Below are 13,419 nucleotides of genomic sequence, written 5' to 3' on the forward strand. Positions count from 1 at the left end.
GCCGGGCTCGTTGCTCGCGGTGCCGGGCAGCAACCTGCTGCACCCGGCCGCGTTCTTCTCCCGCCCCCCGGACCCGGACGGGCTCGGGCGCCAGGACAGGCGCGGCCCCCCCCCCCCCTTGCCCCGCCTGGTCAGTGCCTTGAGCCAGAACGCCGCCGAAGATGCGCAGATCATTCCGGTCAGCGTGTTCTGGGGGCAGTCGCCGGACAGCGAAAACAGCCCGTGGAAACTGTTGTTCGCCGACAGTTGGGCGGTCACCGGGCGCTTGCGCCGCCTGCTGAGCATCATCGTGCTGGGGCGCAAGACCCGCGTGCAGTTCTCCGCGCCGATCCACCTGCGTGAACTGATCGAGCACGACAAAGGTCACGAGCGCACCGTGCGCATGGCCCAACGAATTCTGCGGGTGCACTTTCGCAACCTGAAAGCCGCGGTCATCGGTCCGGATATTTCCCACCGTCGCAACCTGGTCAAGGGTCTGGTCAACCAGCCGCTGGTAAAGCAGGCGATCCTCGACGAAGCCGAGCGCGAGAACATCTCGCCGGAGAAAGCCAAGGCCCTGGCCCTGCGGTACGGCAACGAGATCGCCTCGGACTACACCTACACCGCCATCCGCTTCATGGAAGTGGTGCTGAGCTGGTTCTGGAACAAAATCTACGATGGCATCAAGGTCAACAACATCGAAGGCGTACAAAAGGTTGCCCCGGGTTACGAAGTGATCTATGTACCCTGCCATCGCAGCCACATCGACTACCTGCTGCTGTCCTACCTGCTGTTTCGCAATGGCCTGACCCCGCCGCACATCGCCGCCGGGATCAACCTCAACATGCCCGGGATTGGCGGCCTGCTGCGCCGTGGCGGCGCCTTCTTCATGCGCCGCACCTTCAAGGGCAATCCGCTGTACACCTCGGTGTTCAACGAATACCTGCACACCCTGTTCACCAAGGGCTTCCCGGTGGAGTACTTCGTCGAGGGCGGCCGTTCGCGCACCGGGCGCATGCTGCAACCGAAAACCGGGATGCTGGCAATCACCCTGCGCAGCTTCCTGCGTTCGTCACGCATGCCCATTGTCTTCGTGCCGGTTTACATCGGCTACGAGCGCGTGCTGGAAGGCCGGACCTACCTGGGCGAGTTGCGTGGCGCGAGCAAGAAGAAAGAATCGATCTTCGACATCTTCAAGGTCATCGGCGCGCTCAAGCAGCGCTTCGGTCAAGTCGCGGTGAACTTTGGTGAGCCGATCAAACTGGCGCAATTTCTCGACAGCGAGCAGCCGGACTGGCGCGAGCAGGAACTGGGTCCCCAGTTCAAACCCGCCTGGCTCAACGAAACCACCAACCGCCTTGGTCAAAAAGTCGCGCAGCACCTGAACGAAGCGGCGGCGATCAATCCGGTCAACCTGGTCGCGCTGGCGCTGCTGTCCACAAGCCGCCTGGCCCTGGATGATCGCGCCATGGCGCGGGTTCTCGACCTGTATCTGGCGCTGTTGCGCAAAGTCCCGTACTCGCCGCACACCACCCTGCCCGAAGGTGATGGCCGAGCGTTGATCGAGCATGTAAAGGACATGGACCTGCTCTCGGAACAAAGCGATGCGTTGGGCAAGATTCTCTATCTGGACGAGCAAAACGCCGTCCTGATGACCTACTACCGCAACAACGTACTGCACATCTTCGCGCTGCCGGCGCTGCTGGCGAGCTTCTTCCAGAGCGCCTCGCGCATGAGCCGCGAACAGATCCTGCGCTACACCCGTGCGCTGTACCCCTACCTGCAAGCGGAACTGTTCATTCGCTGGCCGCTGGACGAGTTGGACGGGGTGATCGACCAATGGCTGCAAGCGTTCGTCGAACAAGGCCTGCTGCGTTTCGAGAATGACGTCTACCTGCGTCCGGCCCCAAGTTCACGGCATTTCGTGCTGTTGACGCTGCTATCGAAAAGCATTGCCCAGACCTTGCAGCGCTTCTACATGACGGTGTCCCTGCTGCTCAACAGCGGCCAGAACAGCATCAGCGCCGAAGAACTGGAAGACCTGTGCACGGTCATGGCCCAGCGCCTGTCGATCCTGCATGGCCTGAACGCCCCGGAGTTCTTCGACAAGAGCCTGTTCCGCCATTTCATCCAGACTTTGCTGGACCTGGACGTGCTCAAGCGCGATGAAGCCGGCAAGCTGAGCTATCACGAGCTGCTGGGGGAGTTGGCCGAAGGTGCGGCGAAGCGGGTGCTGTCGGCGGAGATTCGCTTGTCGATCCGTCAGGTGGCGCTGCATCGCAGTGAAGATGCCGCCGACCAACCCGCTACGCCCGAACAAACCGTCTAGATTGATCAAGGCGCCAGTCGGTCCTGGTGCCGTCGATACGGAGATCTGCCAATGAAAAAGCTTTCCCTGATAGCAGCCGCAGTGCTGCTGACAGCCTGCCAGCACCCGACTCCCGCGCCCAAGGCATCCCTTGATGGCGAAGTCTTCTACCTGCAACGCATTGCACTGCCACCGACGGCAATCCTGAGTGTCAGCCTGCAAGACATCTCACTCGCCGACGCCCCGGCCAAGGTCATCGACGAACAACGTGGCCCGGTCAAAGGCCAGGTGCCGCTACCGTTCCACCTGAGCTACGACCCGCTGAAGATCGAGCCCAACCACCGTTACTCGATCAACGCACGCATCGAAGTCGATGGCAAACTGCTGTTTATCACCACCGAAAATCACGCCGTGCGCCTGGACGGCTCCGATCCGCAGCCCGTGAAGGTCCGCGTTGACGCGGCCCGCTAGAGCTTATTCAAATAAGTGTCTTTGAAAAAGGAAGTTGCCATGCTCCGCCCTACCCTCCGTTTTGCCGGCCTGTGCGCAGGCTTGATGATCTCTGCCAGCGCCCTGGCACTGTCTCTGAGCGACCTGTCGCAAAAAGACGCCACCGGCGGTCTCAAGGACGCCCTGACCCAAGGCGCGCAACTGGCGGTGAAACAACTCGGCACCCCGGGCGGCTTCAGCAACAACCCGGACGTGAAGATCGAACTGCCGGGCAAACTGGGCAAAGTTGCCAGCAAAATGAAACAGTTCGGCATGGGCGATCAGGTCGATCAACTGGAAGCCAGCATGAACAAAGCGGCGGAAACCGCCGTGGTCCAGGCCCAACCGATCCTCGTCGACGCCGTGAAGAAGATGACGGTCGACGATGCCAAGGGCATTCTCAGCGGCGGCAATGACTCGGCCACCCAGTACCTGAACAAGACCAGCCGCGAACAAATCCGCGCCAAATTCCTGCCCATCGTCAAGCAAGCCACCGACCAGGTTGGCCTGGCCCAGCAGTACAACTCATTCGCCGGGCAGGCCGCGACCATGGGCGTGATCGACGCGAAGAGTGCCAACGTCGAAAACTACGTGACCGAGCAGGCGTTGAACGGTTTGTTCGAAATGATCGGCAAACAGGAAGAAACCATCCGCCAGAACCCGACGGCGGCGGCGACCAGTTTGGCGAAGAAGGTGTTTGGTACGCTCTAAGCCACCACCCTGATCGTTCCCACGCCCGCGTGGGAATGCATCCCGTGACGCCGGCGGCATTCCCACGCAGAGCGTGGGAACGATCAAGATGCAGGTCGGCTGGCAGGCCGCCTTCGCGGGCAAGCCCGCTCCCACAGGGGATCAGGTACATCCGCCAGATGCAGGTCGGCCAGCAGGCCGCCTTCGCGAGCAAGCCCGCTCCCACAGGGTATACACCCTCCGCTCTTCACCACTCATCAGGCCGAGCGTTAGCTCGCCTTCAGCTGTTGATCTTGATCCACCCGTCCCTTCGGGAGGCTGAGCGGAGGTGTTCATCCGGGGAGTGGCGCGCAGCGCCGTTCGACGCAGTCGAACACGCTGCATGTAGGTGCCAGCGAAGCCAACCGGAGGGGTTTGAAAAAAAGTGAGTCGCCGTAAGGGCGAAACCGTCAGCCGCCCTTACCGCAGAAACGGATATGTACTCGAAAACCAGAGCTTGGTCGGCCCAAAGGCCGCCAAGTCCAACGAACTCAGGCCGTTTCTTTCTTGACCCGGAACCAAGCCGCATACAACGCAGGCAAAAACAACAACGTCAACGCCGTCGCCACGATCAAACCGCCCATGATCGCCACCGCCATCGGCCCGAAAAACACACTGCGCGACAATGGAATCATCGCCAGAACAGCAGCCAGCGCCGTCAGCACAATCGGCCTGAACCGCCGCACGGTCGCCTCAATAATCGCCTGCCACGGCTTCAACCCGGCCGCGATATCCTGCTCGATCTGATCCACCAGGATCACCGAGTTGCGCATGATCATCCCCGACAACGCGATGGTCCCAAGCATGGCCACAAACCCGAACGGCTGGCGGAACACCATCAGGAACAGCGTCACCCCGATCAACCCCAGGGGCGCCGTCAGGAACACCATCGCCGTGCGGGAGAAGCTGCGCAACTGCAGCATCAGCAACGTCAACACCACCACGATGAACAACGGCACGCCAGCCTTCACCGAGTTCTGCCCGCGAGCGGAATCCTCGACCGTACCGCCGACATCCAGTAGATAGCCATCCGGCAATTCGGCGCGGATCGGATCGAGGGTCGGCATGATCTGCTGCACCAGGGTCGCCGGTTGTTCCTTGCCATAGATGTCGGCGCGAACCGTCACGTTGGGCAGGCGATTACGGTGCCAGATCACGCCTTCTTCAAAGCCGTATTCCAGGGTCGCGATCTGCGACAGCGCAACGCTGCGACCATTGTCGGTCGGCACCGCCAGGCTTGGCAGCAGCGACAGTTCGGTGCGCTCATGCACGGTGCCGCGCAACAGGATCTCGATCAACTCGTTGTCTTCGCGGTACTGGCTGACGCTGGAACCGGTCAGCGAGCTCTGCAGGAACTTCGACAGGTTTGCCGTGCTCACGCCCAATGCCCGTGCACGGTCCTGATCGATATTCAGATAGACGACCTTGCTGGGCTCTTCCCAGTCCAGGTGGACGTTGACCACATGCGGGTTTTCGCGAACCTTGGCCGCGACCTTTCGGGCCAGTGCGCGGACTTCCTCGATGTGCTCACCGGTCACCCGGAATTGCACCGGATAGCCAACCGGCGGACCGTTCTCCAGGCGCGTGACCCGCGAGCGCAAGGCCGGAAATTGTTCGTTGAGGGTCGTGATCAGCCAGGTGCGCAAGGGTTCGCGATCTTCGATGGTTTTTGCCAGGACGACGAACTGGGCGAAGCTCGCTGCTGGCAATTGCTGATCAAGCGGCAGGTAAAAACGCGGTGAGCCGGTCCCGACGTAGGCCACGTAGTTGTCGATGCCGGCTTTGTCCTTGAGCAACGCTTCGAGGCGCTTGACCTCCTCGGCCGTATTGCTCAGGGACGCGCCTTCGGCCAGCTTCAGGTCGACCATCAACTCCAGTCGGCCCGAGGCCGGGAAGAACTGTTGAGGCACAAATCGAAACAGCACGATGGAGGCAATGAACAGCACCACAGTCGCCGTGATCACGGTCTTGCGCCAGCGCACGCACCACTCCACCAGACGCCGTACGCGTTGATAAAACGACGTGCCATAGGGATCGGGTTGATCAGTGCCATGTTTGGCCGCGTGAATTTTCGCCAGGTCCGGCAGGAGCTTTTCCCCCAGATAAGGCACGAAGAGCACCGCCGCCACCCAGGACGCCACCAGTGCAATGGTCACCACTTCAAAGATCGAACGGGTGTATTCGCCGGTGCCCGATTGCGCGGTAGCGATGGGCAGGAAACCGGCGGCGGTGATCAGCGTACCGGTGAGCATCGGGAACGCGGTGCTGGTCCAGGCATAACTCGCCGCCTTGATCCGGTCGAAGCCCTGCTCCATTTTGATCGCCATCATTTCCACGGCGATGATGGCGTCGTCCACCAGCAAGCCCAGCGCCAGCACCAGGGCGCCGAGGGAGATCTTGTGCAGGCCTATCCCGAGGTAATACATGCAGGCGAACGTCATCGCCAATACCAGCGGGATGGCCAGGGCCACCACCATGCCGGTGCGCACCCCGAGGGAGAAGAAGCTCACCAGCAAGACGATGGCCAGCGCTTCGACCAGCACCTGGACGAATTCGCCGACGCCGGTTTTCACGGCGGCCGGTTGGTCCGAGACCTTGCGCAACTGCATGCCGGCCGGGAGGTTCTTCTGGATACGGGCAAACTCGATTTCCAGGGCCTTGCCCAGCACCAGAATGTCGCCGCCGTCCTTCATGGCCACGGCCAGGCCAATGGCGTCTTCACCCATGAAGCGCATGCGCGGCGCCGGTGGATCGTTGAAACCGCGGCGCACGTTGGCGACATCGGCGATGCGGAACGTACGATCGCCGACACGAATCGGGAAGTTCTTGATCTCTTCGACCGTCTGGAAATTCCCCGAGACCCGTAGCTGCAATCGTTCGCTGGTGGTTTCGAAGAAGCCGGCGGTGGACACCGCATTCTGTTCTTCAAGGGCTTGCTGCACCGCCGCCAGCGGCAATCCGAGGGTGGCGAGCTTGACGTTGGACAACTCGATCCAGATCTTTTCGTCCTGCAAACCGAGCAGGTCGACCTTGCCCACATCCTTGACCCGTTGCAGCTGGATCTGGATGCGGTCGGCGTAGTCCTTGAGCACGGCGTAATCGAAACCTTCACCGGTCAGGGCGTAGATATTGCCGAAGGTGGTGCCGAATTCATCGTTGAAGAACGGCCCCTGGATACCTGGCGGCAGGGTATGACGAATATCGCTGACCTTCTTGCGCACCTGATACCAGAGGTCCGGTATCTCCACCGAGTGCATGGAGTCTCGGGCGATGAAGGTCACCTGTGATTCACCCGGGCGCGAGAACGACACGATGCGCTCGTACTCGCCGGTTTCCATCAGCTTCTTTTCAATGCGTTCGGTGACCTGGCGCGAGACTTCCTGTGCGGTCGCCCCCGGCCAGTTGGTACGGATCACCATGGCCTTGAAGGTGAACGGCGGGTCTTCGCTTTGACCCAGCTTGGTGTAGGACAGTGCGCCGACAATCGCCAGCAAGAGCATCAGGAACAGGACGATCTGGCGATTGCGCAGCGCCCAGGCAGAAAGATTGAAACCCATCGGGGACTACTCCTTGCCAGCCAGATTGACCACGCGGTTGGAGCGATCCACCGGGCGCACGGACTGCCCGTCGAGAAGCACATGGACGCCGGCGGCCACCACCCAGTCGCTGGCATTGAGGCCTTCGAGTACCGGGACGGTTTTCTCACCGAAGGCACCGACCCGAACCGGGGTCTTTTTCAAGGTGTTGTTGGCGCTGACGACCCAGACGTAGGTCACGCCGTTCTCCGCGGTCAGCGCCGACAGTGGCACTGACAACGGCACGGATTGGGCGCTCTGAACGAAGACACGGGCGCTCTGGCCGAGTTCGGCCGGTACCGTGCCCGCATTGAAGGCGATACGCGCGGCGAAGGTGCGCGACTTTGGATCAGCGGCCGGCGACAGTTCGCGGATGTGCCCGGCGAAGCGCTGATCCGGTTGCGTCCACAGTTCAACCGAAACCGGTTGACCCACCTTGAAGCGGCCGAAGCTTGCCTCCGGCAAGCTGATCAACACTTCACGCTCACCATCGGTGGCCAGGGTAAACACCGTTTGCCCCGCCGCGACCACTTGCCCGACTTCCACGGCTCGCTTGGCCACAACGCCATCTTGCGGCGCCCGCAGCACCGCGTAACTGGCCTGATTGGTGGAGACGTTGAACTCGGCCTTGATCTGTTTAAGACGCGCTTCACCGGACCGGTACAGGTTTTCGTGATTGTCATACTGCGAGCGACTGACCAGTTGGCGCTCCATCAGCGTTTTATAGCGATCACGCTCGGCACGCACCATGTTCAGGTTGGCCTCGGCGGCCGCGACCTGGGCACGGGTGGCCTCCAGTTGCAGGCGCACGTCCTGGGGATCGAGTTCCGCCAGTGGCTGGTCGGCCTTGACCCGCTGCCCTTCGTCGACCAGTCGTCGGCTGACTTTTCCGCCAATGCGGAACGCCAGCTCCGGTTCAAAGCGGGCACGGACTTCACCGGGATAACTTTCCATCGCCTGGGTTGAAGGCTCTGGCTGGACCACCATGGCCGGTCGAACGCTGACTTGAGGCGCCTCTTCGTGACCGCACGCGGTCAATAAAAACGCCAGGGTGACTGGCAACGCGAGGGGCAAGGCATAGCGGAACATGGTGAAGGACCTTTCGCCAATGGTGCTTGGAATAATTATACTGACGAGTATGTTATTAATAGCAAACTCACCAGTCCAGTAATAAAAGCGAATATGCCGAACAATCTTTCAGCACCCAATGGCCCGGGCCGCCCCAAGGATCTGGCCAAGCGCCAGGCGATCCTCGATGCAGCGAAAACGCTGTTTCTGACCAAGGGATATGCCAACACCAGCATGGATGCTGTCGCTACGCAGGCCGGTGTGTCGAAGCTCACGGTCTACAGCCACTTCAACGACAAGGAGACGCTGTTCTCCGCTGCCGTGGTGGCCAAGTGCGAGGAACAGTTGCCGTCACTGTTCTTTGAATTGCCCGAAGGCGTGGCAGTGGAAACCGTACTGCTGAACATCGCCCGCGGCTTTCACCAGTTGATCAACAGCGACGAGTCGGTGAACCTGCATCGGTTGATGATGACCCTGGGCAGCCAGGACCCGAAACTCTCGCAAATCTTCTTTGAGGCGGGCCCGCAACGCATGCTGCATGGCATGGAGCGTTTGCTGACCCGGATCGACGAAAGTGGCGCGTTGAGTATCGACAAACCGCACAATGCGGCTGAGCACTTCTTCTGCCTGCTCAAGGGCGCGGGGAATTTTCGGTTGTTGTATGGCTGCGGTGAGCCACTGACCGGGGACGCGGCCGAGAGCCATGTGCAGGAAGTGGTGGGATTGTTTATGCGGGCTTATCGGCCGGAGTAGGCCTGACAGATATTGGTTGGCTGATCTGACGCCATCGCGGGCAAGCCCGCTCCCACAGGGTTCGAGGTATTCATAGAAATTGTGTTCAACACAAATCCTGTGGGAGCGTGGCTTGCCCGCGATGAAGGCGACTCGGTCTTAGGGCTTGAGCGCTTTCTTCGGATAAATGTCATACCGGCTGGACTTGCCATCCAGTGCATGGCTCGGCTTGGGCCCCTCAATGCACGGCGCCTTGCGCGGACGCTTGACCACCACCCGGTGGCTGGCCAGGGCCAGGGCGGCTTCAAGCAAAGCCGGCGCATCCGGATCATCCCCAACCAGTGGCCGGAACAGGCGCATTTCCTTTTTCACCAGCGCGGTTTTCTCACGATGGGGGAACATCGGGTCGAGGTAGATCACCTGCGGCGGTTCGCCCTGCCAATTGCGCATCACCTCGATCGAATTGCCCTTGAGCAAGCGCATGCGCGCCACGATGGGCGCTACGTCAAAATCTTCCGCGCCACGGGCCAGGCCATCTTCAAGCAAGGCACCAATCAACGGCTGACGCTCGATCAGGCTCATCTCGCAGCCCAGGCTAGCCAGCACGAACGCATCCTTGCCCAGCCCCGCAGTGGCATCCAGCACACGCGGACGCACGCCTTGGGCGACGCCGACGGCCTTGGCGATCATCTGCCCGCTGCCGCCACCGTACAACCGGCGATGCGCCGCGCCACCCTCGACGAAATCCACCCGCACTGGTCCGGGCGCGTCCGGCCCCAGCTGTTGCAGCTGCAGACCCTGGTCACCCACCTGCAACGCGAACTCGCCATCAGTCACTTGCAACGGCAGGCCCAGACGCTCGGCCCATTGCTCGGCCTGGGGCTCGAAGGCCGCGCTCAGCGCCTCGACATGGATGCGGCAGGCCGCAGGTTGATCAATCATGGGAAAACACGCTCAAAAAATTAATGATCGGCAAAAACGGCCGATAACAAAACTATCGAGCATTTTGCCAGAGCTGAGCGTCGACCGAGAGAAATGTCAGACATTCAACCCACAATCACAGGCTTTATCTCGCCCTACGGCGATTACAACCTGCGAAATACCCAGGTACTGGGCGGCGTCAGTCACATATGGCAGGATTTCTTTGCCCGTGCACTGGCCGAACAGTCGGGTGAAGTGCTTCCGCAATCGCTGAATTTTCCACCGGTCGATTTGCAAAGCCCGGTTGAACCTACCGTGGGCAGTGACCTGCTAGCGCACATCGTTTCCCAGCGCGAATGCGACGTGAAAGACAACGAAGTTCGCCCGCCCGAACCGCTGTTCCTGCCAATTGCCGAGTTCGAAATGGAACTGGCCGACAAACCATTCCCACCGTTCCCCGCCGAAGAAATCGTTGCCCAGCAGCAACAGCAAAACTTCGAGAGCGGCTGGGTACGCCCGATCGTGCTCACCGCCGGTCAGCCGTTGCCGCAAGCCGGTCCCGCACCGCAACCGCGTCCACTGCATTTGCCGATCGCCGAGTTCGAGCTCGATCTGCTGGACAAGCCGTTCCCGCCGTTCTCGCCGGAAGAACTGCTGGAGCAACAGAAACAACTCGATTTCGATAACGGCTGGGCACGCCCGATCATCCTGCAGAACCTGCGCCTCGCCGCCTAAGCATCACCGACAGACCCACCAAGGCCCGACATCCAGATGAAAGTGATTGCGATGGGCCGCGTTGTAATCCGGGCTCAGCACCACGCTGAACAGGCCACAGGCGCCATCGCGCACCTGCCTTAAAAATCTTCCATCCTGATTATCCTTCGACCAATCCTTGAGCACATTGACGGTCCGGCCATCCGCCAGTCGAAAACCGGCGATATCCAGTGCATTGGCCGACGCGTGCTGGCTGAGCCTGCCATTCTCGCGACTGTAGACATTGCGGCAGGCAAAGCTGCCAAGGTGATCGACCCGCGTGACCGCTTGCCCGTAGATCGCCTGCGCCGCAGGTTGCAGCGCGTGATGCTCGAACAGGGCAAACGACACGGCGAGTCGGCAGCTGGCAAGGAAACTGCTGCTCAGGGCCACGTCCCCGCCCTGCACACGCAGGGCATTGGTCAGCGGACATTTGGCGTCCGGGCTGTCGGCCTGACGGGTCACGCGCAATCCGGAGCTGCTCAACGCCTGATCGCACAGCTGCGAATCAGCGCGCAGACGCATCAGTTTGTAGCGGGTCAGCAGGTTGGGCTCCGCCTTGACGTCCAGCGGCGCCCAGGGATTCCACTGCGGCGGCAGTGAGATCCAACCGCGCCAGGCGCCCACTCCCGCAGCTGCGATGATCAACAGGATCAGCAGCAGCCACCCGCGAAACCGCACCGTCAGCCTTTGAAAAACTGATTGGCCTGGGCGTAGGGCATGGAGCGCGACGTGAAGCCGAACGTGCCCGCCGTCTTGATCTCTTCGGCCGCGCGGTAGAACTCACCCAGCGCCGCCAGGGCCAGCGCCGAGCCGACACTGATGCGCTTGACGCCCATTTCGCCCAACTGCTCGACCGTCAGCTTCAAGCCGCCGGACATCAACACGTTGACCGGTTTCGGCGCCACGGCGCGAACCACCGCCAATACCTCTTCAGCGCTGCGCAACCCTGGCGCATACAACACGTCGGCACCCGCTTCGGCGAACGCCTGCAAGCGGAGGATCGTGTCGGCCAGATCCGGATTGCCATGCAGATAGTTCTCGGCACGGGCTGTCAGCGTGAACGCGAAAGGCAAGCTGCGAGCGGCAGCGACGGCGGCCTCGATGCGCGCCACGGCATGTTCGAAGCAATAAATCGGAGCGTCCGGTCGGCCCGTGAAGTCCTCGATCGAACCGCCGACGGCACCCGCGGCCGCCGCCGCCAGAATGCTTTGCGCGCATTCGGCGGGATCATCGGCGAATCCGTTTTCCAGATCGACCGCGACCGGCAGGTCGGTGGCGGCGACAATCGCCCGGACGTTGGCCAGGGTGTCGTCAAGCGTCAGGCCGCCATCAGGGCGACCCTGGGAAAAAGCGTAACCGGCGCTGGTGGTCGCCAGCGCCTCGAAACCCAGGCTGGCGAGCATCTTGGCCGAACCAGCATCCCACGGGTTGGGAATCACAAAAACCCCGTCGCGTTCGTGCAAGGCTCTGAACGCTTGGGCTCGAAGGGTTTGCGCATCCATTGGCAGGCTCCTCTGAAGGGAAACGAGTCCGCTTCAGAGCAAGCCAAGTTGCTCCGCCGCGGGCTCTCTGTATAGCTCAGGCAGCGCCGGCAAGCCAGGCAGACGCAGCATCAGGCGCGCGTGGAAACGTTGTGCCAGTTTGGCCGCGAGCACATTGTCGGCGGTGTGCAGGAAGATGTAGGGCGTACGACCTTCTTCGATCCACAGGGCGATTTTCTCCACCCACGGCAACAGGAACGGTTCATTGGCCTCAAGCTGCGGATGACCGATGAAACGCACCTGCGGGAACTGCGTGAACGCTGCAGGGCGCGGCGGCACACGGGGTTTCTTCGATTGGGCGTGCAGCACCGAAGGGTCGGTGGAGGTACAGCTGAACAAAGCACGGGGATCAAGGCAAATGCGCTCGACCCCACGATCGAGCAACAGGCGATTGAGCATCCGCTCGTTCTCGCCCTTGGCAAAGAACTCGTCATGCCGCACTTCAACGGCCAGCGGGCGCTGCAGCGCGTCGATGAATCCGGCCAGCTCGGGCAAGCGTTGCGGCGTAAAGCCCTTGGATAATTGCAGCCACAACGGCGCTATCCGCTCGCCCAGCGGGCTGAGCAATCGGGTGAAGGTTTCGGCGGCAGTCAGTTGTTCTCGCAGGTCCCCGCCGTGACTGATCTCGCGGGGAAACTTCGCGGTGAAGCGAAAGTGTGCGGGCATGACCTCGGCCCATCGCTGCACGGTACTGGCAGAGGGACTCGCGTAGAAGGTCGTATTGCCTTCCACGGCGTTGAACACTTGGGAATAGAGACCCAGAAAATCGGCGGGCCTGGCCGCTGCCGGGTAGAGGTAATCACGCCAGGCGTTTTCGCTCCAGGACGGGCAACCAAGGTAGTAAGGCAACATCAGATGTACAGGTCGAGGCCCAGCACTTGTGCATCCCAATCGACGAAACTGGCGGTGCTCAGGTAACTGGCCAGCGCCATTGCCACGCTTTTGTTCATCGCGCGGTGATAAAGCATGTCCTGCTGGCGGGCGGGAAGATTGCTCAGCTTCTGTGCAGCGGCTTTGGCGGCACGGGCAGCCAGCTGTTCTTCAGTCGCAAATGCAAGTTCGCCTTCGATATCGACGGACTCGTCTTCCACTCGCGGGTCTTTGCGAGGCTTGCGCTTGATGGGGTAGGACTGAGAGGAAACGCCGTCTATACGCATAGGTGCATGCTCGGTATCAGTAATGGCAGTCTAGTGGCACATAACCCACATCGCAAACTGCCTAGTGATAACTAGAACACATAAAAGGCAAAAGGTTTAAAACCCGGGGTTAGAAAACGACGATTGGCTTCGCCAGGCATGATCGTCCTCGCGAGCAGGCTCGC

The 13,419-nt window shown here is 61.2% G+C and carries 12 protein-coding genes; 5 read left to right on the forward strand and 7 right to left on the reverse strand.

Translation table 11 applies throughout. From position 1 onward, the window contains the following. The 3 genes from plsB to PG5_RS23520 all read left to right on the forward strand — a co-directional run. A partial coding sequence (gene plsB / locus PG5_RS23510; RefSeq protein WP_052024726.1) for a glycerol-3-phosphate 1-O-acyltransferase PlsB occupies positions 1–2,308 on the forward strand: 2,308 nt, incomplete at its 5' end. 51 nt (positions 2,309–2,359) lie between these two features. Then, the gene (locus PG5_RS23515; RefSeq protein ID WP_008058778.1) at positions 2,360–2,758 is read left to right on the forward strand and encodes a YbaY family lipoprotein; all 399 of its coding nucleotides are present in this window, start codon (positions 2,360–2,362) and stop codon (positions 2,756–2,758) included. A gap of 39 nt (positions 2,759–2,797) precedes the next feature. Further along, entirely contained in the window at positions 2,798–3,487 is a 690-nt protein-coding gene (locus PG5_RS23520; protein WP_020799634.1) for a DUF4197 domain-containing protein, read from the forward strand. Between the two features lie 509 nt (positions 3,488–3,996). Here the strand turns inward: PG5_RS23520 and PG5_RS23525 are convergent. After that, positions 3,997–7,062, reverse strand: a complete 3,066-nt coding sequence (locus PG5_RS23525; RefSeq protein ID WP_020799635.1) for an efflux RND transporter permease subunit — start codon at positions 7,060–7,062, stop codon at positions 3,997–3,999. A 6-nt stretch (positions 7,063–7,068) separates the two neighbouring features. Then, positions 7,069–8,169: an efflux RND transporter periplasmic adaptor subunit gene (locus tag PG5_RS23530; protein ID WP_020799636.1), complete on the reverse strand. Its 1,101-nt coding sequence runs from the start codon at positions 8,167–8,169 to the stop codon at positions 7,069–7,071. Positions 8,170–8,262: 93 nt separating this feature from the next. Between PG5_RS23530 and PG5_RS23535 the strand changes: the two genes are divergently transcribed. Beyond that, a complete protein-coding gene (locus PG5_RS23535; RefSeq protein ID WP_020799637.1) occupies positions 8,263–8,901 on the forward strand; it encodes a TetR/AcrR family transcriptional regulator in 639 nt (212 codons plus the stop codon). Between the two features lie 138 nt (positions 8,902–9,039). On the opposite strand, the gene PG5_RS23540 is transcribed toward PG5_RS23535, so the two are convergent. Then, on the reverse strand, positions 9,040–9,822 hold the full coding sequence (locus PG5_RS23540) for a class I SAM-dependent methyltransferase (RefSeq protein WP_020799638.1): 783 nt from the start codon (positions 9,820–9,822) through the stop codon (positions 9,040–9,042). A gap of 93 nt (positions 9,823–9,915) precedes the next feature. On the opposite strand from PG5_RS23540, the gene PG5_RS23545 reads away from it, so the two are divergent. Beyond that, on the forward strand, positions 9,916–10,536 hold the full coding sequence (locus PG5_RS23545) for a hypothetical protein (protein ID WP_020799639.1): 621 nt from the start codon (positions 9,916–9,918) through the stop codon (positions 10,534–10,536). A gap of 3 nt (positions 10,537–10,539) precedes the next feature. On the opposite strand, the gene PG5_RS23550 is transcribed toward PG5_RS23545, so the two are convergent. From PG5_RS23550 to PG5_RS23565, 4 genes are read right to left on the reverse strand one after another with little or no spacing between them, the layout of a single operon-like run. Then, positions 10,540–11,235 (reverse strand): extensin family protein, encoded by a 696-nt coding sequence (locus PG5_RS23550; RefSeq protein WP_020799640.1) that lies wholly within the window; start codon positions 11,233–11,235, stop codon positions 10,540–10,542. A gap of 2 nt (positions 11,236–11,237) precedes the next feature. Beyond that, on the reverse strand, positions 11,238–12,059 hold the full coding sequence (locus tag PG5_RS23555) for an oxaloacetate decarboxylase (protein WP_020799641.1): 822 nt from the start codon (positions 12,057–12,059) through the stop codon (positions 11,238–11,240). A gap of 33 nt (positions 12,060–12,092) precedes the next feature. Further along, positions 12,093–12,953, reverse strand: coding sequence for a DUF72 domain-containing protein (locus PG5_RS23560; protein ID WP_173667173.1), 861 nt, complete (start codon positions 12,951–12,953; stop codon positions 12,093–12,095). Then, a complete protein-coding gene (locus tag PG5_RS23565) occupies positions 12,950–13,255 on the reverse strand; it encodes a hypothetical protein (protein ID WP_033043307.1) in 306 nt (101 codons plus the stop codon). The genes PG5_RS23560 and PG5_RS23565 overlap by 4 nt, the downstream gene beginning before the upstream one ends. Between the last annotated feature and the right edge of the window lie 164 nt (positions 13,256–13,419).

The sequence above is a fragment of the Pseudomonas sp. G5(2012) genome (genome assembly GCF_000408945.1).
GTDB lineage: Bacteria > Pseudomonadota > Gammaproteobacteria > Pseudomonadales > Pseudomonadaceae > Aquipseudomonas > Aquipseudomonas umsongensis.

Excerpts from the sequence above, each read along its gene's own strand:
- PG5_RS23525 (WP_020799635.1), bottom strand. The coding sequence starts at position 7,062 with ATGGGTTTCAATCTTTCTGCCTGGGCGCTGCGCAATCGCCAGATCGTC.
- PG5_RS23565 (WP_033043307.1), bottom strand. The coding sequence starts at position 13,255 with ATGCGTATAGACGGCGTTTCCTCTCAGTCCTACCCCATCAAGCGCAAG.
- PG5_RS23515 (WP_008058778.1), top strand. The coding sequence starts at position 2,360 with ATGAAAAAGCTTTCCCTGATAGCAGCCGCAGTGCTGCTGACAGCCTGC.
- PG5_RS23555 (WP_020799641.1), bottom strand. The coding sequence starts at position 12,059 with ATGGATGCGCAAACCCTTCGAGCCCAAGCGTTCAGAGCCTTGCACGAA.
- PG5_RS23545 (WP_020799639.1), top strand. The coding sequence starts at position 9,916 with ATGTCAGACATTCAACCCACAATCACAGGCTTTATCTCGCCCTACGGC.
- PG5_RS23535 (WP_020799637.1), top strand. The coding sequence starts at position 8,263 with ATGCCGAACAATCTTTCAGCACCCAATGGCCCGGGCCGCCCCAAGGAT.
- PG5_RS23520 (WP_020799634.1), top strand. The coding sequence starts at position 2,798 with ATGCTCCGCCCTACCCTCCGTTTTGCCGGCCTGTGCGCAGGCTTGATG.
- PG5_RS23540 (WP_020799638.1), bottom strand. The coding sequence starts at position 9,822 with ATGATTGATCAACCTGCGGCCTGCCGCATCCATGTCGAGGCGCTGAGC.
- PG5_RS23530 (WP_020799636.1), bottom strand. The coding sequence starts at position 8,169 with ATGTTCCGCTATGCCTTGCCCCTCGCGTTGCCAGTCACCCTGGCGTTT.